Source organism: Acinetobacter sp. ANC 3929 (assembly GCF_000369405.1).
Lineage (GTDB): Bacteria > Pseudomonadota > Gammaproteobacteria > Pseudomonadales > Moraxellaceae > Acinetobacter.
In genome coordinates, this window is record NZ_KB849998.1 from 198,844 (window position 1) to 221,220 (window position 22,377).

General features: G+C 42.1%; 26 protein-coding genes. 15 read left to right on the forward strand and 11 right to left on the reverse strand.

Annotation, left to right across the window (positions count from 1 at the left end):
• Positions 1–7 precede the first annotated feature (7 nt).
• From lptE to F909_RS15330, 6 genes are all read left to right on the forward strand, one after another.
• Positions 8–517, forward strand: a complete 510-nt coding sequence (gene lptE, locus F909_RS15355) for an LPS-assembly lipoprotein LptE (protein ID WP_005146860.1) — start codon at positions 8–10, stop codon at positions 515–517.
• Between the two features lie 9 nt (positions 518–526).
• Entirely contained in the window at positions 527–1,522 is a 996-nt protein-coding gene (gene holA, locus F909_RS15350) for a DNA polymerase III subunit delta (protein ID WP_005146862.1), read from the forward strand.
• A gap of 38 nt (positions 1,523–1,560) precedes the next feature.
• On the forward strand, positions 1,561–2,391 hold the full coding sequence (locus F909_RS15345) for an SIR2 family NAD-dependent protein deacylase (RefSeq protein WP_005146864.1): 831 nt from the start codon (positions 1,561–1,563) through the stop codon (positions 2,389–2,391).
• A 108-nt stretch (positions 2,392–2,499) separates the two neighbouring features.
• Complete coding sequence (locus F909_RS15340; protein ID WP_005146866.1) at positions 2,500–3,837, forward strand: MacA family efflux pump subunit; 1,338 nt, start codon at positions 2,500–2,502, stop codon at positions 3,835–3,837.
• Position 3,838: 1 nt separating this feature from the next.
• Complete coding sequence (locus tag F909_RS15335; RefSeq protein ID WP_005146869.1) at positions 3,839–5,830, forward strand: MacB family efflux pump subunit; 1,992 nt, start codon at positions 3,839–3,841, stop codon at positions 5,828–5,830.
• Between the two features lie 11 nt (positions 5,831–5,841).
• Positions 5,842–7,242, forward strand: a complete 1,401-nt coding sequence (locus F909_RS15330; RefSeq protein WP_005146872.1) for an efflux transporter outer membrane subunit — start codon at positions 5,842–5,844, stop codon at positions 7,240–7,242.
• Positions 7,243–7,266: 24 nt separating this feature from the next.
• On the opposite strand, the gene F909_RS15325 is transcribed toward F909_RS15330, so the two are convergent.
• The gene (locus F909_RS15325) at positions 7,267–7,683 is read right to left on the reverse strand and encodes a hypothetical protein (protein ID WP_032877683.1); all 417 of its coding nucleotides are present in this window, start codon (positions 7,681–7,683) and stop codon (positions 7,267–7,269) included.
• A 217-nt stretch (positions 7,684–7,900) separates the two neighbouring features.
• Here F909_RS15325 and F909_RS15320 point away from each other — a divergent pair, with 217 nt between their 5' ends.
• Positions 7,901–8,494, forward strand: coding sequence for a hypothetical protein (locus F909_RS15320; RefSeq protein ID WP_005146877.1), 594 nt, complete (start codon positions 7,901–7,903; stop codon positions 8,492–8,494).
• A 103-nt stretch (positions 8,495–8,597) separates the two neighbouring features.
• Here F909_RS15320 and F909_RS15315 read toward each other — a convergent pair whose 3' ends face one another.
• The 3 genes from F909_RS15315 to orn form a co-directional block, all read right to left on the reverse strand.
• On the reverse strand, positions 8,598–9,401 hold the full coding sequence (locus tag F909_RS15315; protein ID WP_004655876.1) for an enoyl-ACP reductase FabI: 804 nt from the start codon (positions 9,399–9,401) through the stop codon (positions 8,598–8,600).
• 142 nt (positions 9,402–9,543) lie between these two features.
• A complete protein-coding gene (locus tag F909_RS15310) occupies positions 9,544–10,278 on the reverse strand; it encodes a Bax inhibitor-1/YccA family protein (RefSeq protein ID WP_005146880.1) in 735 nt (244 codons plus the stop codon).
• A gap of 127 nt (positions 10,279–10,405) precedes the next feature.
• Positions 10,406–10,966 (reverse strand): oligoribonuclease, encoded by a 561-nt coding sequence (gene orn, locus F909_RS15305; RefSeq protein ID WP_005146882.1) that lies wholly within the window; start codon positions 10,964–10,966, stop codon positions 10,406–10,408.
• Between the two features lie 124 nt (positions 10,967–11,090).
• On the opposite strand from orn, the gene rsgA reads away from it, so the two are divergent.
• The 5 genes from rsgA (at position 11,091) to F909_RS15280 (ending at position 13,998) form a co-directional block, all read left to right on the forward strand.
• Positions 11,091–12,149 (forward strand): ribosome small subunit-dependent GTPase A, encoded by a 1,059-nt coding sequence (gene rsgA / locus F909_RS15300; RefSeq protein ID WP_005146885.1) that lies wholly within the window; start codon positions 11,091–11,093, stop codon positions 12,147–12,149.
• 94 nt (positions 12,150–12,243) lie between these two features.
• Positions 12,244–12,660 carry a rhodanese-like domain-containing protein gene (locus F909_RS15295; RefSeq protein ID WP_005146887.1) on the forward strand — a complete coding sequence of 139 codons (417 nt, stop codon included), beginning with the start codon at positions 12,244–12,246 and terminating at the stop codon, positions 12,658–12,660.
• An 11-nt stretch (positions 12,661–12,671) separates the two neighbouring features.
• Positions 12,672–12,932 (forward strand): glutaredoxin 3, encoded by a 261-nt coding sequence (gene grxC / locus F909_RS15290; RefSeq protein WP_004804307.1) that lies wholly within the window; start codon positions 12,672–12,674, stop codon positions 12,930–12,932.
• Positions 12,933–12,964: 32 nt separating this feature from the next.
• On the forward strand, positions 12,965–13,423 hold the full coding sequence (gene secB, locus F909_RS15285; RefSeq protein WP_005146893.1) for a protein-export chaperone SecB: 459 nt from the start codon (positions 12,965–12,967) through the stop codon (positions 13,421–13,423).
• Between the two features lie 86 nt (positions 13,424–13,509).
• Positions 13,510–13,998, forward strand: coding sequence for a hypothetical protein (locus F909_RS15280; protein WP_005146896.1), 489 nt, complete (start codon positions 13,510–13,512; stop codon positions 13,996–13,998).
• A 13-nt stretch (positions 13,999–14,011) separates the two neighbouring features.
• Here the strand turns inward: F909_RS15280 and F909_RS15275 are convergent, their stop codons facing one another.
• From F909_RS15275 to coaBC, 6 genes are all read right to left on the reverse strand, one after another.
• A complete protein-coding gene (locus tag F909_RS15275) occupies positions 14,012–14,620 on the reverse strand; it encodes an alpha-ketoglutarate-dependent dioxygenase AlkB family protein (protein ID WP_005146902.1) in 609 nt (202 codons plus the stop codon).
• Positions 14,607–14,852 (reverse strand): Ada metal-binding domain-containing protein, encoded by a 246-nt coding sequence (locus tag F909_RS15270; protein ID WP_005146905.1) that lies wholly within the window; start codon positions 14,850–14,852, stop codon positions 14,607–14,609. Before F909_RS15270 ends, F909_RS15275 begins: the two co-directional genes overlap by 14 nt.
• A gap of 4 nt (positions 14,853–14,856) precedes the next feature.
• Positions 14,857–15,594: a 2OG-Fe(II) oxygenase gene (locus F909_RS15265; protein WP_005146907.1), complete on the reverse strand. Its 738-nt coding sequence runs from the start codon at positions 15,592–15,594 to the stop codon at positions 14,857–14,859.
• Positions 15,581–16,426, reverse strand: coding sequence for a methylated-DNA--[protein]-cysteine S-methyltransferase (locus F909_RS15260; RefSeq protein ID WP_005146909.1), 846 nt, complete (start codon positions 16,424–16,426; stop codon positions 15,581–15,583). The genes F909_RS15265 and F909_RS15260 overlap by 14 nt, the downstream gene beginning before the upstream one ends.
• A 168-nt stretch (positions 16,427–16,594) precedes the next feature.
• On the reverse strand, positions 16,595–16,972 hold the full coding sequence (locus F909_RS15255) for a cytochrome b562 (protein ID WP_005146911.1): 378 nt from the start codon (positions 16,970–16,972) through the stop codon (positions 16,595–16,597).
• 154 nt (positions 16,973–17,126) lie between these two features.
• Complete coding sequence (gene coaBC / locus F909_RS15250) at positions 17,127–18,383, reverse strand: bifunctional phosphopantothenoylcysteine decarboxylase/phosphopantothenate--cysteine ligase CoaBC (protein ID WP_005146914.1); 1,257 nt, start codon at positions 18,381–18,383, stop codon at positions 17,127–17,129.
• Positions 18,384–18,579: 196 nt separating this feature from the next.
• Here coaBC and radC point away from each other — a divergent pair, with 196 nt between their 5' ends.
• Positions 18,580–19,302: a RadC family protein gene (radC, locus tag F909_RS15245; protein WP_005146917.1), complete on the forward strand. Its 723-nt coding sequence runs from the start codon at positions 18,580–18,582 to the stop codon at positions 19,300–19,302.
• Between the two features lie 44 nt (positions 19,303–19,346).
• A complete protein-coding gene (locus F909_RS15240; RefSeq protein WP_005146919.1) occupies positions 19,347–20,258 on the forward strand; it encodes a bestrophin family protein in 912 nt (303 codons plus the stop codon).
• Between the two features lie 45 nt (positions 20,259–20,303).
• On the opposite strand, the gene F909_RS15235 is transcribed toward F909_RS15240, so the two are convergent.
• Complete coding sequence (locus tag F909_RS15235; protein ID WP_005146922.1) at positions 20,304–21,350, reverse strand: aldo/keto reductase; 1,047 nt, start codon at positions 21,348–21,350, stop codon at positions 20,304–20,306.
• A 103-nt stretch (positions 21,351–21,453) separates the two neighbouring features.
• Here F909_RS15235 and F909_RS15230 point away from each other — a divergent pair, with 103 nt between their 5' ends.
• The gene (locus F909_RS15230; RefSeq protein ID WP_005146924.1) at positions 21,454–22,350 is read left to right on the forward strand and encodes a LysR family transcriptional regulator; all 897 of its coding nucleotides are present in this window, start codon (positions 21,454–21,456) and stop codon (positions 22,348–22,350) included.
• Positions 22,351–22,377: the final 27 nt, after the last annotated feature.

The window sequence follows — 22,377 nt, forward strand, 5'->3', positions numbered from 1 at the left end:
AATAAATATGCACTTAGCGCAACGTGCAGCTGCTATCGTTCTCACTTTAGGCCTAAGTGCAGGTTTAGTCGGCTGTGGCTTTCATTTAAAAGGAAGTAACCCAACAGCGGCGCCACTGGTCTATAACAAGTTAACGCTTGCAATGCCTGCAAATACGGGCGAACTGGAAAATAAACTCAGTGTTTATCTCAGTGCTACAGGGGTTCAACTCAGTAACGCCAATGATGCTTATGTACTGCGCATTTTGGATTACACTCCTCGCCGCCAATTACTCAACGGTAAATTGACTGAAGTACTGTTGCGTTTAACCGTAACCTTCCAGATTGAAGATCGACAAGGTAAGAAAATTACCGAACCTCGTACTTTAACAGCCTCACGTACCTATCAATACGACGTTGCAACGGTGAATACTGATAACCAACAAGAAGCTTATCTGAATCGTATTGTAATTGATGACGTTGCCCAACAAGTGACTCGTCAAATTGCAGCCAATCGTTTACCTAAAGCTCAACCATAATCACGCATTATGAAACTGGACTATGTTCAAGCGTTAAAACGTGTTGGTGAGGCTCGCGGTGCATGGATCATGCATGGACAAGAGCCTTTGCTTGAACAAAACCTGCTCGATACCTTCCGTAAAAGCTGGCAACAACAAGAAGTTGAGCGCCAGCGCTACGACATCAGTAGCGTGAATGACTGGAAAAATGTCTTTAATGCACTGAATAGTCTGTCGCTATTTTCGCAACAACTCGCGATTGAAGTGCACGGCAACATCAAACCTGATGCCAATGGCTTAAAACTGCTTAAAAGTTATATTCAGCATAATGAACATAACTTACTACTCATTGTTCTACCAAAACAGGACAGCAGCAGTTTAAAGTCAGCCTTTTTCCAGGTAGTTGAAGCCAATGGTGTGGTGGTTCCACTCACTGCGACCTACCCACAAGATCGTCAGCGGATCTTAAGCATAGAAGCAGAAAAGCTCGGTATCCAGCTGAATAATGATGCTTGGCAATGGTTGATGCAGCATCACGAACATAACCTGCTCGCTGCAAAAAATAGTTTAATGCGTGTTGCAGACACCTTCCCAGATATTCAACAAATTCAGATTGAACAGCTGTACGCCTGCTTACAAGATCAGTCTCGCTATACCACTTATGATTTAAGTGATGCCTTGCTTGCAGGAAACTTGGCACAATCGGTCAAGATTTACCAATATCTGATTGCTGCGGGTGAACCTGATAGTTTGATTTTATGGACACTGAGCAAAGAAATGCGCTTATTGATGCAGTTATTTGAGCAACCGCACAATGCCATCCAGCTCGGGATTTGGAAAACCAAGGTTTCACAATATCAACAAACCCTGCGCCGTTTAAATCCAAGACAATTTTTAACTTGGCCTGATTTATTATTGCGTATCGATGCTTCAATCAAAGGGATGTCGAAAGAAAATCCAGAACAGTTAATGTTGCAAGCTTTAGCTGAACTCTGCGGCACAACTTTATTTACGCAACCTGCTTAAACACTAAAAATTAAATCATAAAAATAATGGATTGCCCTATGCCATTTCATTTAAATCCAAACCAAATCGAACATATACAACGTCTATTTAAACATGCAGACAGCCTGATCATCAGCGCAGGTGCAGGTATGGGTGTCGATTCAGGTTTACCAGATTTTCGTGGCAATCAAGGCATGTGGCAAGCTTACCCAGAGCTTGGTAAGCAACGCATCGATTTCACCGAAATTGCCAATCCAGCTGCTTTTAAACGCCATCCACGTTTAGCTTGGGGATTTTATGGACATCGTTTAGATCTCTATCGTCAAACCCTACCCCATCAAGGATTTCGTTTACTGCGGCAATTAGCTAAAACATTAGAACTGCCTTATTTTGTATTTACCTCAAATGTCGATGGACAATTTCAAGAAGCTGGCTTTGATTCCAAACAGATTTATGAATGTCATGGTTCAATTCATCATTTGCAATGTCTTGCCACATGTCAACAAGAGATCTGGCCAGCTGATGAATTAGCACCAGACATTGATCAGCAAGATTGCCAATGGCTAGGCCAACTGCCCTTGTGTCCAAACTGCGGACATTTAGCTCGACCCAATATTTTGATGTTTGATGACTATGCATGGCTCAGCCAGCGCCAAAAACAACAAATGCAGCGTTTAGACACTTTCCTAAAAATACATCACCAACCACTGGTGATCGAAATAGGGGCTGGCACCGCAATCCCGACCGTACGTTATTTTAGTGAACGCTTTGCCCCTGATTTAATTCGGATCAATCCCCGTGAATTCGCACTGCCCACTCAAGGAGGCATCGCACTTGCAACAAATGCTGAATCGGGCATCCACAGTATTTATCGGATATTTATAGAATAACTCAGCAGAAAAATAGAAAATAATTCTCATTCTAGATTAAAAATATTCACGCTTTATCCTTATTTCACTTTTATACTAACTCCAGTTTTCCACTTTTGACCTGTCGCCATGCCAAAAACAACCATTAAAAAAATCCAGCCTCGCAAAATCATTATGATTGCTATCGGAGTACTGATCATTGCAGTACTCGGATGGATGTTCTTTAAACCGAAAGCTCAAGCACCCCAGTATATTAGTGCCGAAGTCTCCAGAGGCGACATTGAAAACTCTGTATTGGCAACGGGTGTGCTTGAAGCGACCAAGATGGTGAGTGTCGGTGCACAGGTATCAGGTCAGGTGAAGAAAATGTATGTGCAACTAGGTGACCAAGTCAAACAAGGTCAACTAATCGCGCAAATTGATTCGATTCGTCAAGAAAACGAACTCAAAACAGCAGATGCCAGTATTAAAAACCAACAGGCACAACTCGCAGTACAACAAGCCAATTTAGCAAAAGTTGAAGCAGAATATAAACGTCAACAAGCCATGTTTAGTCAAGATGCGACTTCGCGTGCTGAACTTGAAAGTGCTTTGGCAAACTTCAAAACGGCACAAGCTCAGATTGCCTCGATTAACGCACAAATTGAACAATCTCGCCTCACACTCGCAACAGCTAAAGAAAATTTAGGTTATACCCGTATTGTTGCGCCCATGGATGGCACTATTGTGGCGATCGTGACTGAAGAAGGCCAAACTGTAAACGCCAACCAAACTGCACCGACCATTGTGAAATTGGCCAAATTGGACACTATGACCATCAAGGCTCAGATTTCTGAAGCGGATGTCATGAAAGTTGAAAAAGGCCAAACCGTATATTTCACGACTTTAGGCAACAGTGATAAAAAACATTATGCAAAACTACGCCAAGTGGAACCTGCACCGAATTCAATTAATACCGAAACCAGCAGTAACAGCAGCTCCTCAACCTCGAATGCAGCGGTTTACTATAATGCTTTATTTGATGTTCCCAATGAAGATGGTCAATTACGTATTGATATGACAGCACAAGTTTATATTGTGTTGGCAGAAGCAAAAAATGCACTGACCGTTCCTGCGGCAGCAATTCAAACTCAGCGTGGTAATCGCAGCAAAGATCATCAAGGCAATGCTTCAGCTCAGCAAGCGAAAAAATCAGAGAGTGAAAAAGCACAACGTCCAAAACGTCTTGAACTGAGTGAAGAAGAAAAAGCGCTGGTCGCACAAGGTAAAGCATCAACAGGCATGGTTCGTGTATTACAAGCTGATGGTACGGCTCAACCACAACCTGTATTGATTGGTCTGAATAACCGCGTTACAGCTCAAGTGCTTAAAGGTTTAAAACAAGGTGATCAAGTGGTCATTGCCGATGCTTCTGACAGTTCAAACGAATCAGCAAAACGCAGTAATCAACGTGCAATGAGAATGTAATATGACGCAAAATCAAACACATTCATCACAGCCATTGCTTGAGGTCAGCAACCTTACTCGCGAATTTCCTGCGGGTGAAGGAACTGTACAAATCCTCAAAGGGATTGATTTAAAAATTTATGCAGGTGAACTGGTTGCCATTGTTGGTCAATCAGGTTCGGGTAAATCCACCCTGATGAACATCTTGGGTTGCTTGGATAAACCGACTGAGGGAAGCTATCGCGTCAGTGGTCGAGAAACGCGACAACTTGAACCGGATGAACTAGCCCAATTACGCCGTGAATATTTTGGTTTTATTTTCCAACGTTATCATTTGCTTGGAGATTTAAGTGCCGCAGGTAACGTTGAGGTCCCAGCAATTTACGCAGGCGTCGACAGCCATATGCGTCAGGAACGTTCTGCGGAACTGTTATCTGAGTTAGGGTTAGAAGAACGGTTGCATCATCGACCAAGTCAGCTTTCTGGTGGTCAACAACAACGTGTCTCCATCGCCCGCGCCTTGATGAATGGCGGCGATGTCATTCTTGCCGATGAACCAACAGGTGCATTGGATAAGAATAGTGGTATTGAAGTGATGCGCATTTTACGTGAGCTGAATGCCAAAGGTCATACCATTATTCTGGTCACCCATGATCTCAATGTCGCTAAAAATGCGACCCGAATTATTGAGATCAGTGATGGTAATATTATTTCAGACCGTGCCAACGTGCCTGAAAATGCAGATTCCGATTTAGAACATCAAACCCTGCAACGCACACCGCAGAAAAAAACCTCAGCTTGGCGCTCTTTCTTTGATCGTCTCGGTGAAGCATTCCGCATGGCACTGCTTGCCATGAATGCCCACCGTATGCGGACTTTCCTGACCATGCTCGGGATTATTATCGGGATCGCATCCGTGGTCTCGGTGGTTGCACTTGGCAATGGCTCACAAAAACAAATTTTAGAAAATATCAGCAGCCTCGGTACCAATACCATTACCGTGTATCAGGGTCGTGGTTTTGGTGATAACTCGCGTGCTTCACAAGTCAAAACACTGGTTCCAGCTGATGCAGAAGCATTGGCAGAACAGCCTTACGTCGATGGAGTCAGTCCGTCCGCCAATACCAGTGTGACACTTCGCTATAAAGATACTGAAGCATCGGCAACAGTAAATGGCGTCAGTGCTGATTTCTTCTATGTCCGTGGCATGACCTTTAAATCAGGCCAGCCTTTTGACAAGAGCAGTGTTACTCAGCGTACTCAAGATGTGGTCATTGATACCAATACCGAAAAAACCTTTTTTGCAGATGGGACCAATCCCGTTGGCCAAGTATTGTTATTGGGCAGTGTACCCAGCCGTATTATTGGAGTCATTGATGCCCAACAAGGCTTTATGGGAAGTTCAGATAGCTTGAACGTTTATCTGCCCTACTCCACAGTGATGAGTCGTATGTTGGGTCAATCCAATGTACGTAGCATCATTGTCCGGATTAAGGATGAATACCCAAGTAGTGCCGCTGAAAATGCGATTCTCACCTTACTGGAACAGCGTCACGGTGCACAGGACGTGTTTACCCAAAACTCCGACAGTATTCGTGAAACCATCCAACAGACGACGGCAACCATGACTCTGTTAATTTCTGCAATCGCCGTGATTTCTTTAGTCGTTGGTGGGATTGGGGTAATGAACATTATGCTGGTTTCTGTGACTGAACGAACTCAAGAGATTGGCGTACGTATGGCGGTCGGTGCTCGACAAAGTGACATTTTGCAGCAATTCCTGATTGAAGCAATTTTAGTCTGCTTATTGGGCGGTGTACTCGGTGTACTGCTTTCTTTAGGGATTGGACAAATCATTGGCCACTTCGCCAAAGGCATCATTGAAATGAGTTATTCAACTACGTCCATCGTAGCGGCCTTTGTGTGTTCAAGCATGATTGGTATTGTATTTGGCTTCTTGCCAGCACGAAATGCAGCACAACTCGATCCAGTTGCTGCTTTAGCGAGAGAATAAGGAATTTGAGTATGTCTTTTCAATTCACAAAATTAGGACTTGCACTGGTACTCACTGGTTCCTTAGCTGGCTGTTCTGCTGTGGTGAAAACCCCCTATAACGCCCCAACAGTCCAAGTGCCGCAACAGTTCCAATACGATGCACAAAAAAGTAAAAATGTGAATCTAACTGATCAGTGGTGGACATTGTTTAATGACACCCAGTTGAATCAATTGATCGATCAGGTTCTCGCTAAAAATAGTGACTTAAGTGTCGCAGGGATTACCCTTAAACAAGCTCGTTTACAGGCAGGTCTGGCTGAAAATAAACAAGGGATTCGAACCAGCTCAAGTGTTTCAGCAGGTCATAATTATGATCTGCGTTCTGGCGATGGCTCTGATCGTGGTTTATCGACTAGCGTTGGCGTCAGCTATGAACTCGATTTATTTGGTAAACTTGCTAGTCAAACTGAAGCAAGCCGATGGGAAGCTTTAGCCACTGAACAAGATTTACAAGCCACAGCTCAAAGCTTGGTTGGCACAACAGCAAAACTGTATTGGCAGTTGGGCTATCTGAATGAACGCTATCAAACCATTCAGCAAAATTTAGCCTCAACTCAAAAGACCTATTCTTTGGTACAGTCACAATATAAAGCAGGTGCAGTATCGGGTTTGGACTTAACACAAGCGGAACAATCGGTACAAAGCCAAAAGGCTAGTCTGAGTCAGATTGAACAGCAACGTGTTGAAACCCGTACTGCCCTTGCCGTTTTACTGCATGAGCCAGTGCAACAATTGAATATCAAAGAACCGGCACAATTACCGCGCAATGCTTTGCCAAGTATCGCTGTCGGACTCCCTGCTGATATTCTATCGCGTCGCCCCGACCTACAAGCATCTGAGTTACGCTTGCGTAAGACCTTAGCAAATAAAGACGCAACCAAAGCCAGCTACTATCCTTCGATTAATTTGACTGGAAATGTTGGTTCTTCCAGCACTTCTTTAACGCAATTGTTAAAGAACCCTGCTTTAACTTTAGGCGCAAGCTTAAGCCTGCCTTTCCTTCAATATAATGATATGAAGAAAGACATTGCGATCAGTGATCTTGAATATGAAAAAGCCATTACCCAATACCGTCAAACCATGTATCAAGCATTTGCTGACGTGGAAAATGCTTTGTCAAACCGTACTCAACTGAATCAGCAAGTACAGTTACAGCAACGTAATGTTGAGCTGGCAGATAAAACCGAACGTTTAACCGAAGTGCGTTATCGCAATGGCGCAATTGCCTTAAAGAACTTACTGGATGCGCAGGAAACTACACGTAATGCACGACTCAGCTTGGTCGAAACCAAGCAGAATCAATACAATGCGTATGTGACATTAATGCAAGCACTCGGCGGCAGTCCTGTAAAAGAACTATCAAAACAATAGCCCTCGCGCTATTGTTTTGCGCGCTTATTCTTTCACCAGATCTGGATTATTCTGGATCTGTTGAATACGTTTAATCTTGTCCTGATCATCAAAAACAACCTCATATGAAAGTTGCTGACCATTGAAATACATCTCGGTTGGAGAGCCAATCACTTCCCATAGACCAATGGTGGCTATATCTGCAGTCGTATGCCATAACGTTCGGCTGATTCTAGCTGCTTTTGAGTAGCCTTGCTGGAAGGTATAAATCTCTTTACGTTCGCCATTCACGGTTTCTGAAGTAACGGGTGCACCCAATTCAGAAATCACATAATTTCGATGTTTCCCCACTTCTAAAACCGTCATATTCTTTTTATGCGGTTGATTACTTGCCATCACTGCGGCACAACCTTGAAGTGAAAGAAGAGTGACTAATCCCAAAACAACAGCTATTTTCTTCACGTTTGAATGACCTACCCCAGAAGCTAAAAACAATATGTTTATCGATATTTTCTTTAAAAATTTTCGATTAAACAAAAAACCAGCCTTAATTAGCATATAAAGGATAGGATGACAAATGGTTAGTTATATTCGTCAGTTGATTTTTTAATATATTTCTAACACTGATAGAAATATGTCATATCTAGAACAGTAATAAATTTCTTTATAGAGATCGAATATGGATGAAAAAGTTAAGGCATCTTGGGAACGAGCACTTCATCCTACAACACTTAAAACGAATATTATTACTGCATCAATATTTTCAATGGCTTTCGAAATACTCAAAAGCAGTATTATTGAAAAGATTGAGAGCTTCTTTACAAATGGATTTAATGAAAATGGAATGATTGTTGATCCAGAATATAAAGAAAAGGTACTTTCACTCAATAGAAGTCCTCTATACGCATCATTGAAATGGTTGCAAGATATGGATGCCATTGATGATAATGACTTAGAGAGATTCGAGCATATTAAAAGATGCCGTAATACCTTAGCTCACGAAATGCTTACCTTTGCCTCATCAGGAGTCGACTTTGATGTAACGGAGGCATTTGATGAGATGATCGGCCTACTACGTAAAATTGAAATTTGGTGGTTTGAAAACTTAGAAATGGCAATCACCCCAGAAGCTTACCCTGAAGACCTTGACTTAGATCTAGTGATACCAGGTCCAGTATGGACTCTTCAAATGCTTATTGATGTAGCACTTGGTCCAGAGGAAGTTGCGAGAAAATATTATGACTACTTTGTCGAAAATGCAGATAAAACTTAACAAGGGGCTGCAGTCAAACAGACTTCCTCTACATAATTAAGTTTTTTCTAAAAAACAAAGCCGCTATAAAAGCGACTTTATTAAATCATTTAGAGCAATCTAATTATTCATCATCCATCATCGACTGGCTCATACCGACCGTATTAAAACCACCATCGACATACATGATTTCACCCGTAATACCGGAAGCCCACGGCGAGCACAGGAATAATGCTGCATTGCCCACTTCTTCAATGGTCACATTACGTTTAAGTGGAGCAATTTTTTCATTGGCATCTAACATTTTACGGAAAGACTTGATGCCTGATGCTGCCAAAGTACGGATTGGGCCCGCAGAAATCGCATTCACACGAATACCATCGACGCCTAAGCTTGATGCTAAATAACGAACGCCTGCTTCTAACGATGCTTTCGCCATACCCATCACGTTATAGTTCGGCATCACACGCTCAGAACCTTGATAAGTCAAAGTCAACAAACAACCTTGGCGTGCTTGCAATAATGGTTTTGCAGCACGAGCCATCGCGATAAAGCTATACGCGCTAATGTCATGTGCAATTTTAAATCCGTCACGATCCGTTACGTCAGTAAAGTCGCCATCAAGCGTATGCGCAGGTGCGAAACCAATCGAATGCACCACACCATCCAAACCATCCCAGTGTTTTGCCAACTCGACAAAAGCATTGTCAATTTCTGCGTCAACAGCAACATCACAAGGAAAAACCAGTGTTGAACCAAACTGTGCTGCAAAATCATCGACACGCTTTTTCAGCTTTTCATTTGGATAAGTAAACGCAAGCTCAGCACCTTCACGGTGTAACGCAGAAGCAATACCGAAAGCAATCGATAATTTACTTGCAATACCTGCAATTAAAAAACGTTTACCAGCTAAAAGTCCTTGTGACATCTTATTCTCACTCGAAAAATTTTCACCACATGATGCCAATAATCAGCGCATTGCGGAATTGCATAATCCATCTTTTTTACAATCTTGCATAAAAAAATCGCCTTCACTTGAAGACGATTTGTATTTTTACTTGAATCAGAACTTAATCATCACCGCGGAGCAGACTCAATAAACGGAGGAATGAGTAATACATCCACACCAAAGTCGCCAATAAGGCAATCGCACAGATCCATTCAAATGCTTTTGGTGCACGTTGCGCAGCCGCATTTTCAATCAAGTCAAAATCTAGGATCAGATTCAATGATGCAATCACAGCAACAAAGGCAGCAAAGCCAATACCCAACCAGTTACTTTCAAAGATATAAGGAATGCTTGAACCAAATGCTAAACGTAGAATGATTTGCACCACAAATACCAAGGCAATCGCAATCGAAGCTGAAATCACAACTGCTTTAAACTTTTCAGTGGCACGAATGATCTGAAATTTATACAAAGCAAACAGCACCAAAGTCGTCACGAATGTTGCCAATAATGCCTGTAAAGGAACACCTGGATATTTCAACTGGAAAATAAACGAGACACCACCTAAAAATGCCCCTTCAAATAAAGCATAAGGAATGGCCAAAGCTGGTGCGGTATTCGATTTAAATGTAGTAATGAGTGCGAGAATTAAACCACCGACTGCACCAATAATTGTTGCAGCGTATGCAATCGAAAGATTCGCTGTCATCGCACAGTAGAAAAATAAGGCCATGCCTAAAACGGCAGCAATCACGGTTAAAAGTACAGATTTTTGAATTGCACCTTGAATGGTCATTGGCTCAGCCAAATCTTGATAGGTTTCTACCCGCGTTAAAATGGGATTGGTACTTTGCATATAGACTCTCTTTTTTTATAGTTTGCAATTAAAAGCCGAGTTTAAGCGATTTTTTGATCAAGCCCAAACTTTTTTAACCCATTAAAAAAGGAGCCTTAGCTCCTTTTATGTATGATTCAATAATCGATTACTTATCGTTATTCATGATAAAAAAGTATTCACGGTAATATTTCAATTCTGCAATCGAATCACGGATGTCATCCATGGCTAAGTGCGACGCATTTTTCTTTAACCCGCTCATAATTTCTGGTCTCCAGCGTTTAGCCAGCTCTTTTACAGAAGACACATCCAGATTACGATAATGGAAGAATTGTTCCAGTTCGGGCATCAAACGATGCAAGAAACGGCGGTCTTGGCAAATTGAGTTACCGCACATCGGGGAAGATTTTGGACTCACCCATTTCTTCAAGAACTCAAGGGTTTGCTGTTCTGCATCTTCAGCCTTTAACTTACTACGGCGTACTCGCTCAATCAGACCCGACTGGCCATGTTGTTTGGTATTCCACTCATCCATCGCATTTAGAATCAAATCAGATTGATGTACCGCTAAAACAGGTCCTTCAGCCAAGATATTCAAATGGTCATCTGTAATAATTGTTGCAATTTCAATAATCTTGTCGTTATCGGTATCGAGGCCTGTCATTTCCAGATCGATCCAAATTAATCGTGTATCAGGGGTGCTACTCATGGATGGCGATTCTAAAGTGCTTAAAAACATCAATAGTAGCAAATTAATTACATCTTGGCTGTAATTCTATAGTGGCTTCGTGCTATTTTTGCGGTCTTCAAAGTGTGGATTTTTTGGGATATGAATGGCTTTAATTCGTAAGCGTCGTTTAACCGAACAACAGCAGCGTCGTATTGAGAAACAGCATAAATCGCGTCAAGACGACATTGATACATCGCAAGATTTAGATGGACTGGTTGTTCAGCATTATGGTCGTCAACTCGAAGTACAAGCCTTATCTGTGCCTGAACAGCACCCTGAAAAACCACAAGTGGCTGAAGGTGAGCCAGAACCGTTCTGGAAACCAATCGAACTCAACAGTATTTGGCGTTGTCATACACGTACCAACTTAGAACTGTTGGTAACTGGAGATCGGGTAAAATGGCAAGCAGATCCAATTACAGGTTTAGGGATCATCACTGCGATTTATCCTAGACAATCGTTACTGACCCGCCCCGATCGCTATCACAAAGTGAAGCCTGTTGCGGCGAATATTAGTCTGATTGTGATTGTGTTCGCGCCTTTACCAGAACCTGCACCCACATTGATTGACCGCTATCTGGTGGCATGTGCCGATGCAAATATTCCAGCGTTATTGGTGCTGAACAAATCCGACTTGCTCACTGAAAATGATCCGATTCTTACCCTACTCAGTGAATATGAATCTCTAGGCTATGAAACCTTAATTTGTCATTCACAAGGTGACTTATCTGCACTTTCAAATCGCATTGATAATGAAACCGTTGCCTTTGTTGGGCAGTCTGGGGTTGGAAAAAGCTCACTGATTAATACCATCGTTCCTGATGCAGCACAGAAAACCAATATCATTTCTGAGAACTCTGCACTCGGACAGCACACCACAACCTCAACACGTTTGATTAAATTTGGAACAAACGGTGCGTTAATTGACTCTCCTGGAATCCGTGAATTCGGTCTATGGCATCTCAGTTTAGAAAAGGTCCGCACAGGTTTTCCAGAGATTGAAGCACATTTGGGCCTATGCCAGTTCCGTAACTGCACCCACACGCATGAGAAAAATTGTGCGCTGAAACAAGCGGTTGATGCAGGTGAAATTTTACCGCGTCGCCTCGAGAGTTATTTACGACTGCTCGATGAAATTCAAGAAGCGCAGCAAAAAAGTTAATTTTCTTCGCCATTTGCCCTTGAACTAAAGTTTTTGATCACCATTGAGATAAGTTATACTCAGGGTCAATTTTGATTTTAACTTTAGGTGACTTGTGGAACGCTGGTTAGAGTTTATGGGGAATCACCCCTTCTTATTTGGTGCGCTCGGCGTGTTAATCGTGTTGTTCTTTGTTTTAGAAGGACAACGCAACGGTCGTAAAATTTCACCACAATCTCTAGGTATTTTGGTCAAGGCAAAAAATGCTATTTTGATCGATTTACGTGATGGAAAAGATTTCCGTGATGGTCACATCAGCGGCAGTCGTAACATTCCGTATAGCCAAATCACCAGTCATTTAGATGAATTAAAAGCAAGTGATCGTCCACTGGTCTTTATTTGTAACTTAGGGCAAGTTGCAGGCTCAGCATTGCAAAAAGTTGGTCATGCCGACAGCTACCGTTTAGATGGCGGTATCAGCAATTGGAAAGCTCAAGGCTTACCTTTAGTGAAAAGCAAAACCAAAGCTTAAGGAGAGATAAAATGACTACTCAAAACGTCACCATTTATTCAACGCTTTCTTGCCCATATTGCGTACGCGCAAAACAATTACTTGAGCGCAAAGGCGTTGCTTATAAAGAAATTAATCTTTCCAATGAAGCACCAGAAGTTCGTCTTGAGTTAATGCAACGTACCAATCACCGTACTGTGCCGCAAATTTTTATCAAAGACCAATTTATTGGCGGTTTTGACCAACTTTATGCTTTAGAGCGTGAAGGCAAACTCGACCAATTATTAGCTTAACAACATCTAAATCCAAGATTTAAGGAAAAACAATGAGCGAAGAACAAGTTCAACCACAACTCGCGTTAGAACGTATCTATACAAAAGACATCTCTTTTGAAGTTCCTGGTGCGCAAGTATTTACTAAGCAATGGCAACCAGAGTTGAACATCAATTTATCTTCTGCTGCAGAAAAAATTGATGCTACTCACTATGAAGTGTCTTTAAAAGTTGTGGTTCAAGCAAACAACGAAAATGAAACTGCATTCATCGTTGATGTCACACAATCAGGTATTTTCTTGGTTGATGGTGTAGAAGAAGATCGCCTTCCATACATCTTAGGTGCGTATTGCCCAAATATCTTGTTCCCGTTCTTACGTGAAGCGGTAAATGATTTGGTTACTAAAGGCAGCTTCCCACAATTGTTGCTTACACCAATCAACTTTGATGCTGAGTTTGAAGCAAACATGCAACGCTTACAAACTGATGCAGACGCTCAAGGTCAAGCATAACGCTTGTATCGAGAAGCAAAAAAACCACAGCATCTGCTGTGGTTTTTTATAATAATAAAACAATATCAATAAAAAGAGAATCAGCCATGACCACGGCACTTTATCAACTTTGCCATCAGGTCTTTCCTGAACTTGTCCAAGTTCCTGAGCCAACTCATCCACACAACTTTTATCAATTTATGAATTGGTCCAATACTTTACACTCAAATATCCAATATGTTGAGTTAAAAGAATATTACGATAATGGCACGGACAAGTGTTATCAATTACAACAAGCTCAAGTTGATATCGAACAACTGAATAACCGGATTGAAGCAGAAGTTGAACAACTCTTTGCAGAATATACCGATACAACAGCGGATGAGCAAAATGAGATTGATTTTGCTGAACATATCTATGCCATCTTATTTAACAATATCTATGCAGTTGCGGAACAACATGGTCTAGCTCTGTTGTTGATCTCAAATGAAAATCCTTATTGGATGCTGGTTCCCGACCTTACTGAACAGATTGATCGTCTGATTGAAGCATTTAATGCGACTTTTTCTGATGTTGAACTTTATCATTATGTCTAATCTGAAAATAGGCTTATTCCACAATGGTTCTAAACGTCAGATTTACCCGTGCAGTATTGACTTTTTGGGTCGGCGGCAATCGATGTAACCAGTAAGTTTGTGTGGTGTCTTTCATCACCAATAAACTGCCATGCTCTAAATAGAGTTCAACTTTCTCTTTGCTCTGCTTATGTTTAAAAGCAAATTTTCGCTCCGCACCAAAGCTTAATGAGGCAATCGCACCATCTTTTTTGAGATCGGTTTCGCCATCACTATGCCACGCCATTCCTTCATCACCACTATGATAAAGATTTAGTAAGCATGAGTTGAACGTTTCACCTGTCAGCCGTTCAACCAGCTGTTTTAATTCAAGCAATTCCTTGGTCCACGGCAACGCATATTTATTCATATTGGAATAGGTATATTGAAAACGCTGATCCCCATACCAAGCCACTTTACGCTTAGTGATGAGCAATTTTCCAAAAATCATAGCCTGATCATTTTCCCATGCAATCGTCTGCATCAGTTGATCAAAATAATAATCAGCTGCCGCTGTCTGCACCACTTTGCCGTAGTACTGTACAGTCCCATCATAGGGTAAATGATTGTGGTTTGGATCAGCTTCAATATCAAATAGTTGCATCTTTCCACTTCTTATAGGCTTGCTTCATACAATGTGCGCAAGGCCGATAACCTTGTGCAATTGCTTCATGTTCATCAACAAAAAATACCCGATTCTTTTTCAGCATGCGCTTACCTGAAGCACAGGTCAATCTGCCATAAATCTTAAGCTGTACATTGCCTGCAAATACAATCTGGTGCTGCTTCAGTTTCTGGTGTAACTCGGTCTGCGTTAATTCACCATGTCGCCACATCAGACTAACTCACAGCATCATGGAAAATAATGCCAAGACTATAGCGTTCGCCTTGGTGAATTGGGCTCACCCCATGCTTGATATTGACCCGATAATACCCCTGACTGCCTTTTTCAGGTTTAAATTGAGTGGTGAAAATCAGCATATCGCCTTGTAGGGGCTGTATCACCACTGCTTTAGACTGTGCTCTTGGGTTTTGTTGAGTAAAGACCAGTTCCCCACCTGTAAAATCGACATTGGGCTGACTCAGCACTATCACCAACTGTAAAGGGAAATAAACCTCACCATATAAATCCTGATGCAGCGTATTAAATCCGCCCTGCCCATATTTCAAGATCAGTGGTGTTGCGAGCATTTGTCCATATTGTTGGCATTGCAGTAAAAATTCAGGATGTGATGATGGAAATGAACGTTCTAGCTTCAATACCCTAAACCATGCATTGGCGATCGGCACCAAATAGGGATAGATCTCATGTCGTATCAGTTCAACCAAACTCGGCAAAGGATAGGTAAAATACTTGTATTCACCTCGACCAAAGCGATAGCGTTGCATCTCAACAGTTTTACGATACAGCTCCGTTTGCGGATATGCCTGTTTCAGCATTTCACACTGCTCGGTCGATAAAATCTGCTCAATCAAGACAAAGCCCTGTTGGTGCATTTTTTCAGTAATATCATCCCAATCCGCTGCTTGAATCTTATCGATCACCGCTTGGATTTGAGCGAGTTCAGATGGTTGCATGTGTTTGCGCACCTTCCCAACCAATCAATGCTATTTTACGAATAGTTCCCCATTCGTATCCACCCAATGCACCTGAAGATTGGATGACACGATGACATGGAATCAAAAATGCCACAGGGTTACTGCCAATCGCTGTACCAACAGCTCGTGCTGCTTTTGGATGATCAATGGCCTTCGCCAAATCGCCATAAGTGGCCAACTGTCCCATTGGAATTTTAAGTAAGCTTTGCCAAACCTTGAGCTGAAATTCTGTACCTTTTAAATGCAGTTTAATATCAGACAGTTGCTGTTGATCCTTTTGAAAGAAGGCTAAAGCACTTTGTTGAAAAACATCAGTCTGCTCAATAAATACTGCTTGCGTAAATTGTGCTTTTAACTGAGCAAAGGCATCGGTTCGATTATTCACAAAACTTAATGAACAGATTCCTTTATGAGTCGATGCAATCAGCACTTCACCAAATAAGGTTTCTGCAAACTGATAATGAATCGAGAGGCTTTGTCCACCATGTTTATATTCGGCTGGGGTCATCCCTTCAATCTGAATAAACAGATCATGTAAACGACTGGTGCTGGACAATCCTGTTGCAAATGTTGCATCGAAAATACTGCCCTGCTCTTGTTTCAAAATCTGCTTGGCATGTTCAATACTTATATACTGCAAAAACTTTTTAGGGCTGGTGCCAACCCATTCAGTAAATAAGCGCTGAAAATGTGCTGGACTTAAATGGATATGTGCTGCAACTTCATCCAGTTGCGGTTGCTGCTGAAAATTCTGTTGGATATAAACAATTGCTTGAGCAATACGATCATAGTTACGCTGTTGTGAGGACATATCATCACCTCTCATCATTCATATTTTCACTGTAGCAACTTTGCCATTATGTGAAAATCTGAATCATGCTCAGTCTCAATTTGATGTTCTACTTGCCTAAATCCTGATAAAAAAGCTGCACTCTTTGAGTACAGCTTCATCGTTTTATCACCTATCACTTACATATTATTAGTGGGTGTAATACTTATGTCCTTGATCACGTAATTCAGCAATCTTCTTACCTTGTTTCTTAGCTTCATCCAACTTTCCGGCTTGTACTAAGAGTTTGGCTTTATCAATTTCAACCACAATCTGGTCAAATAAAGATGTTGAGCTGGATACTTTGTCCGTGGTATTTGGAGCCAGTTTATACTGTTTTGAATGCACGGCAGCTGCGCGCATGTTATCCAAAGCTGCTGTTGCAGCCTGTGGGTTTGCAGCTTGGTTAAACGCTTTATAATTCTTTCCCAACGTTTTCATATCATCTGCTAATCCAGCAGCCATGGCTGTATGGCTGAATGCAAAAGCAGATAACATGACAACTGTGGCTAAAGTTTTTTTAATCATTAGGATATCCTATCAAAAACTGTGGCTATGCTTTATTTGTTTAGGCAAAACATGGTGCATTGGCTTCAAAGCAACAATGATCATTGCTGCTTTAGCATACATAAAAAATGCAACGAAATCGTTGCATTTTGATAAAAAAGATCACGTACAGGTTTTACAAACGACGACGTAAAGCATCCGCAATCGATTCAACCAATTGCTGCGAAATCTCCTGTTTCGATGCTTTTTCAAGTTCACGCTTTTTCATATGATATGACTGGGCAAAGAACACGGTCATGGCATTTTCATCTGAGGCAAAACCAATATCTGGACGTGACACATCATTACACGCAATCATATCCAGCTTTTTCGCAACCAGTTTGCCTGCTGCATATTCCTCAACATTTTGCGTTTCAGCAGCAAAGCCGACCATAAATGGACGTTCTTCTTGCTGAGCAATCGTCGCCACAATATCTGGATTTTTGACCAATGCGACAGCAAGTTCATCACCTGCTTTCTTAATTTTATGTTCTGCAACTTGAGCGACACGATAGTCTGCGACTGCTGCAGTCGCAATAAAGATGTCACAGCCTTCTTTAAGCTGATTCATACTGACATCCAACATTTGCATGGCAGAACTGACATTCATACGTTGCACACCATTCGGTGTATCCAAACTGACGGGACCTGCAACCAAAGTGACTTTAGCCCCTGCAGCATAACATGCTGCTGCCAAAGCAAAGCCCATTTTACCAGTACTGTGGTTTGAAATATAACGAACTGGATCAATCGCTTCACGGGTCGGCCCCGCGGTAATGGTGACTCGCTTACCAGCCAATAGACCAAACTTTTCAGCAAGTGCACGTTGTGCCTTATGGAAATAAGCCGCAACTTGGCGTGCCAAATCTTCAGGCTCAGGCATACGACCTAGACCCACATCACCACAAGCTTGCTCACCTGCATCTGGCATGATCACATGAATGCCATCTTCAACCAATGTTTGTAAATTGCGTTGTGTCGCTTTGGCCGCCCACATTTGCTGATTCATGGCAGGCGCAACCCAGACAGGTGCTTTGGTTGCCAAATATAAAGTACTCAGCAAATCATCGGCCAAACCATTGGCAAATTTTGCAATCGTGTCACAACTGGCAGGCGCAACCAGAACTAAATCCGCCCAACGCGCCAGTTCAATATGCCCCATGCCTGCTTCGGCTTCAGGGTCAAGCAATTCGGTATGCACAGGATTACCTGAAAGTGCCTGAAAAGTGAGTGGGGTAATAAATGCTTGTGCGCCATGTGTCATGACCACACGGACATCAAAACCGAAATCTTTTAAACGGCGTACCAGAATGGCACTTTTATAGGCAGCAATACCACCTGTAACCGCTAATATAATGTTTTTATGGGGAATAACACTTAGATCAAAGCTCACAAACAGGATACCTTACTGTTGCAGTGGCGCTCACAATAGCATTAAATAAGTTGATACCCAAGTAGCACCATCAACATTTCCCTCAAACTGCCGATAGAGAATATTATTTAAATGGCAAAAATTAAAAGGAAATTATCCCTGATATTTTTTGTCTATAAAAATAATAATCATAATAAAATCAAAGGAAAATAAAACAGTGAGTCAATCAATAAAAACATGGCCTGAGCAAGAACGCCCAAGAGAACGATTGTTATCACAAGGCGCACAAAGCTTATCCGATGCAGAATTGTTGGCGATTTTTCTACGTTCAGGCTCAAAACAACACTCTGCGGTGGAATTGGCGCGTATTTTGATTCAACACTTTGGTGGACTTAATTTGATCTTTGATGCCAATCTTGAGGATTTATCACAATTTAATGGGATTGCTTCAACCAAATATGCACAACTGATGGCCGTGAAAGAATTAGGACGTCGTTATCTGAATAATCATTTCCATCAACAACGACTTTGCCTCGATACATCGACATTGGTCCTCGACTATTTACGTTATGAGCTTCTGGGTGAGAAACAGGAAGTTTTTGCGGTACTCTGCTTAGATGCTGAACTCAGAAAACTACATTTTAAAAAGCTGTTCTTTGGCTCTCAGCATTCCTGCAGTGTTTCACTTAATCAAACCTTGCGTTATGTGCTGCAACATCAAGCCAGCCAAATCGTGGTCGCACACAATCATCCTTATGGAATTGCCCAACCGTCATCTGAAGATATGTATCTGACCCAGCAACTCAAACAAGCCTGTCAACTGCTGGAAATCCATCTGATCGACCATTTTATTATTGCACCCGAAGGGCATTTTTCCTTTTCTGAACAACAACTGCTCAACCCTATTAAAATCAAGCAATCTAGCCTTGACAAAGCGTAAATCAAACAGGAATATCAAGACATAAAATTAATGATTCAAATAACATGATTGTCCGTGACCAGCCGAGTATTTTCAAAGTTTTATTCTCATGGCGAGGGACGATTTTACCCAAAATTTTACCCTCTCTCGGTTTCGTCATGTTGATCTCCGCCATTATTGGTGGTGTTGAATATGTCAATCTGTACCGTTTCCCCGAAATCCCTTTAGTTGGCTTCACTTTGATTGGTGTAGTGCTATCTATTTTCTTGGGATTTAAAAATACCGCCTGTTATGATCGTTGGTGGGAAGCACGTAAACTTTGGGGCGTTTTAATCGCGACTTCTCGTCATTTCGACCGAGATTGTCGTGTACTCACCCAAGCACGACGCGAACGTATCATTCAAAATGTCATTGTGTTTGCCAACGTCCTGCGTGACCGTCTACGCCATCAAACTGCCAATCCAACTGAACTGACTGAAACCAGTGGCCTCAGCCAACAAGCATTGACCCAACTGTATCAACAGCACAATGCACCGCAATACACCTTGAGCCTGATTCAATGGGAGCTGTTGCAGGCGATGAAAGAAGGTGAAATCTCGGATATCATTTATACTCAAATGAACCGTCATGTCGCAGCACTCAGTGAAATGCAAACCGGCTGTGACCGTATTGCCAATACCCCGATTCCATTTGCCTATTCGGTTTTGCTGAATCGTACTGTGTATTTCTTCTGTTTTATGCTGCCTTTCAGTCTTGGTTCACTCTTAGGTTTGGTCACACCGCTGCTGGTGGGTATCTTGGCCTATACCTTTCTGGGTCTTGATGCTTTAAGTACTGAAATTGAAGAACCGTTCGGAACACAAAGTAACGACTTGCCACTGGATGCGATGGTCCGTTCGATTGAAATTGAACTACTGGGCACTTTAGGCCGTCCAACCCCACCACCGATTCAGGCCCATGACCATAACTTACTCTAATTTCAATGCCCTCCAATGAGGGCATTTTTATTCAAGTTTAATTGCTTATATAAACTGTGAGTTGACGATGGATTTAAACCGTTCCGTAAATTGCCCATTCCAATAGGGATAATACGGATATGGCGGATAAATCGCACTGATCTGATTTAAACGCTCAGTCTGCTCACCACTCAGTTGAATCTCTTTGGCCTTGAGATTATCTTGCAGTTGGATTTGATTACGCGCACCAATCAACACACTCGATACGGTCGGACGTTGTAATAACCAATTTAAAGCGATCTGAGGAATGCTATATCCCGTTTCTGCTGCAACCTGTTTCAGCACATCAATCACATTATAGAGGTGCGCTTCATTGACTGGCGGTGCAAACTGAACGGTGTCATGCAGACGACTTTGCGCTGGAATCGGATTTTCTCGGTCAAATTTTCCCGTTAATCGCCCCCAACCGAGCGGACTCCATACCACCGCACCCATTTGTTGATCGTCATTCAAAGGCATCAGCTCCCATTCATAATCACGCCCAATCAAAGAGTAGTACACCTGATTGACCACAAATTTCTCATAGCCGTATTGTTCTGCAATCGCTTGTGCCTTCATCAATTGCCAACCCGAAAAATTCGAAGCACCGATATAACGCACCTTACCGCTACGAACCAGTTCATCGAGGGTTTTCATCAACTGTGGTAATGCAGTAAAGCTATCAAATTGATGCAATTGCAACACATCAATATAATCTGTTCCCAAGCGGGTTAATGACTGTTCAACCGCAGACAATAAATAACGCCGACTAAATCCTGCATCATTCAAATGTTCTGAACTACGAATGCCCACCTTGGTTGAAATAATTGTATGCTGTCGTTCTGATGCCAAAGCCTTGCCCAACATGCGTTCAGATTCTCCATCCGAATACACATCTGCCGTATCAAAATAATTAATGCCCGCATCTAAACCAGCACGAATCATTTGATTGGCTTCAGTTTGGCTGGCCTGTCCCCACGCAGCAAAGATTTGTCCCTGCCCACCTAAAGTTCCTGCACCAAATCCCAACTCCGAAACTTTTAAACCAGAGTTTCCTAAGAAATGATATTTCATGATCTATCCCTTCAACATGTTTTTGCTTAAATACAAAAATAGCGCTAGGGATTTATTTAAAAAACCACAATAATCAAAAAATACTTTTCTGATTTTATTGATAATGAATACAGAAGATTTCCAGTTTTTTATTCGAGTCGCAGACCTAGGTTCGATCAGCAAAGCTGCGCAAGACACCAATATCTCGGTTTCAGTCGCAAGCCAAAAATTGCAACGCTTAGAACAAAATCTACAATTGCGTTTATTTCACCGTACCACGCGAAAACTTACCTTGACGGAAGAAGGTCGTGCTTTGCTTGAACATGGGCGGCCATGGATTGCTGATTTTATTCATCTGCAAGAGTCATTCAAGCTTAAAGATCAAGCACTGACAGGCACACTTCGGATGACCACCTCTGCCACCTTTGGCACAAAAATTTTGATGCCTGTTATTGCCGAGTTCTCTCGCTTACATCCTGAACTCAAAATGTATTTAGATCTCAATGACCAAAATATCGATCTCATTCAACATGGGATGGACTTGGCGATACGTATCGGGCAGTTAAAAAGCTCAAGCTTGGTAGCCAAACAATTGTCCCCGAATCCACGTTTGCTCTGCGCGTCTCCAACCTATCTAAAACAATATGGTGTGCCAGAGACTTTAGCCGATCTGAAATTACATCGTTGTATTTTGCAACAGCATGGGCATGGTCTCACCGATCAGTGGCACTTTATCAATGTAGAAGGAAAAATTGAACAGATTCATGTTGAGGGATATTTTGCTACCAACTCAGGTGAAGGTGTCAGGCAAGCCGCTTTAGCGGGCCTCGGAATTTCTAATCATTCGATATGGCATGTAGCAGATGATCTTGCCACAGGAAAATTGGTACAGATCCTGTCAGATTACCCGGTTGCTACAACTGCCATTTATGCAGTATTTCCACATCGGGAATTGATCGCTCCCAAAGTCCAGCGCTTTTTGGATTATTTAGTCGACCACTTCCAACAGCGTGATCACTAAAACTGCGTACACGCAGTAAAGTTCTCA

What these genes read in the sequence shown, in the direction of transcription:
- F909_RS15230 (WP_005146924.1), top strand. Translation starts at nt 21,454, where the DNA reads ATGAATACAGAAGATTTCCAGTTTTTTATTCGAGTCGCAGACCTAGGT.
- lptE (WP_005146860.1), top strand. Translation starts at nt 8, where the DNA reads ATGCACTTAGCGCAACGTGCAGCTGCTATCGTTCTCACTTTAGGCCTA.
- secB (WP_005146893.1), top strand. Translation starts at nt 12,965, where the DNA reads ATGAGCGAAGAACAAGTTCAACCACAACTCGCGTTAGAACGTATCTAT.
- F909_RS15265 (WP_005146907.1), bottom strand. Translation starts at nt 15,594, where the DNA reads ATGCAACCATCTGAACTCGCTCAAATCCAAGCGGTGATCGATAAGATT.
- orn (WP_005146882.1), bottom strand. Translation starts at nt 10,966, where the DNA reads ATGAGTAGCACCCCTGATACACGATTAATTTGGATCGATCTGGAAATG.
- F909_RS15335 (WP_005146869.1), top strand. Translation starts at nt 3,839, where the DNA reads ATGACGCAAAATCAAACACATTCATCACAGCCATTGCTTGAGGTCAGC.
- rsgA (WP_005146885.1), top strand. Translation starts at nt 11,091, where the DNA reads ATGGCTTTAATTCGTAAGCGTCGTTTAACCGAACAACAGCAGCGTCGT.
- F909_RS15320 (WP_005146877.1), top strand. Translation starts at nt 7,901, where the DNA reads ATGGATGAAAAAGTTAAGGCATCTTGGGAACGAGCACTTCATCCTACA.
- F909_RS15280 (WP_005146896.1), top strand. Translation starts at nt 13,510, where the DNA reads ATGACCACGGCACTTTATCAACTTTGCCATCAGGTCTTTCCTGAACTT.
- F909_RS15315 (WP_004655876.1), bottom strand. Translation starts at nt 9,401, where the DNA reads ATGTCACAAGGACTTTTAGCTGGTAAACGTTTTTTAATTGCAGGTATT.
- F909_RS15340 (WP_005146866.1), top strand. Translation starts at nt 2,500, where the DNA reads ATGCCAAAAACAACCATTAAAAAAATCCAGCCTCGCAAAATCATTATG.
- F909_RS15310 (WP_005146880.1), bottom strand. Translation starts at nt 10,278, where the DNA reads ATGCAAAGTACCAATCCCATTTTAACGCGGGTAGAAACCTATCAAGAT.
- F909_RS15330 (WP_005146872.1), top strand. Translation starts at nt 5,842, where the DNA reads ATGTCTTTTCAATTCACAAAATTAGGACTTGCACTGGTACTCACTGGT.
- F909_RS15260 (WP_005146909.1), bottom strand. Translation starts at nt 16,426, where the DNA reads ATGTCCTCACAACAGCGTAACTATGATCGTATTGCTCAAGCAATTGTT.
- F909_RS15240 (WP_005146919.1), top strand. Translation starts at nt 19,347, where the DNA reads ATGATTGTCCGTGACCAGCCGAGTATTTTCAAAGTTTTATTCTCATGG.
- F909_RS15270 (WP_005146905.1), bottom strand. Translation starts at nt 14,852, where the DNA reads ATGTGGCGACATGGTGAATTAACGCAGACCGAGTTACACCAGAAACTG.
- holA (WP_005146862.1), top strand. Translation starts at nt 527, where the DNA reads ATGAAACTGGACTATGTTCAAGCGTTAAAACGTGTTGGTGAGGCTCGC.
- F909_RS15275 (WP_005146902.1), bottom strand. Translation starts at nt 14,620, where the DNA reads ATGCAACTATTTGATATTGAAGCTGATCCAAACCACAATCATTTACCC.
- F909_RS15255 (WP_005146911.1), bottom strand. Translation starts at nt 16,972, where the DNA reads ATGATTAAAAAAACTTTAGCCACAGTTGTCATGTTATCTGCTTTTGCA.
- F909_RS15345 (WP_005146864.1), top strand. Translation starts at nt 1,561, where the DNA reads ATGCCATTTCATTTAAATCCAAACCAAATCGAACATATACAACGTCTA.
- F909_RS15235 (WP_005146922.1), bottom strand. Translation starts at nt 21,350, where the DNA reads ATGAAATATCATTTCTTAGGAAACTCTGGTTTAAAAGTTTCGGAGTTG.
- grxC (WP_004804307.1), top strand. Translation starts at nt 12,672, where the DNA reads ATGACTACTCAAAACGTCACCATTTATTCAACGCTTTCTTGCCCATAT.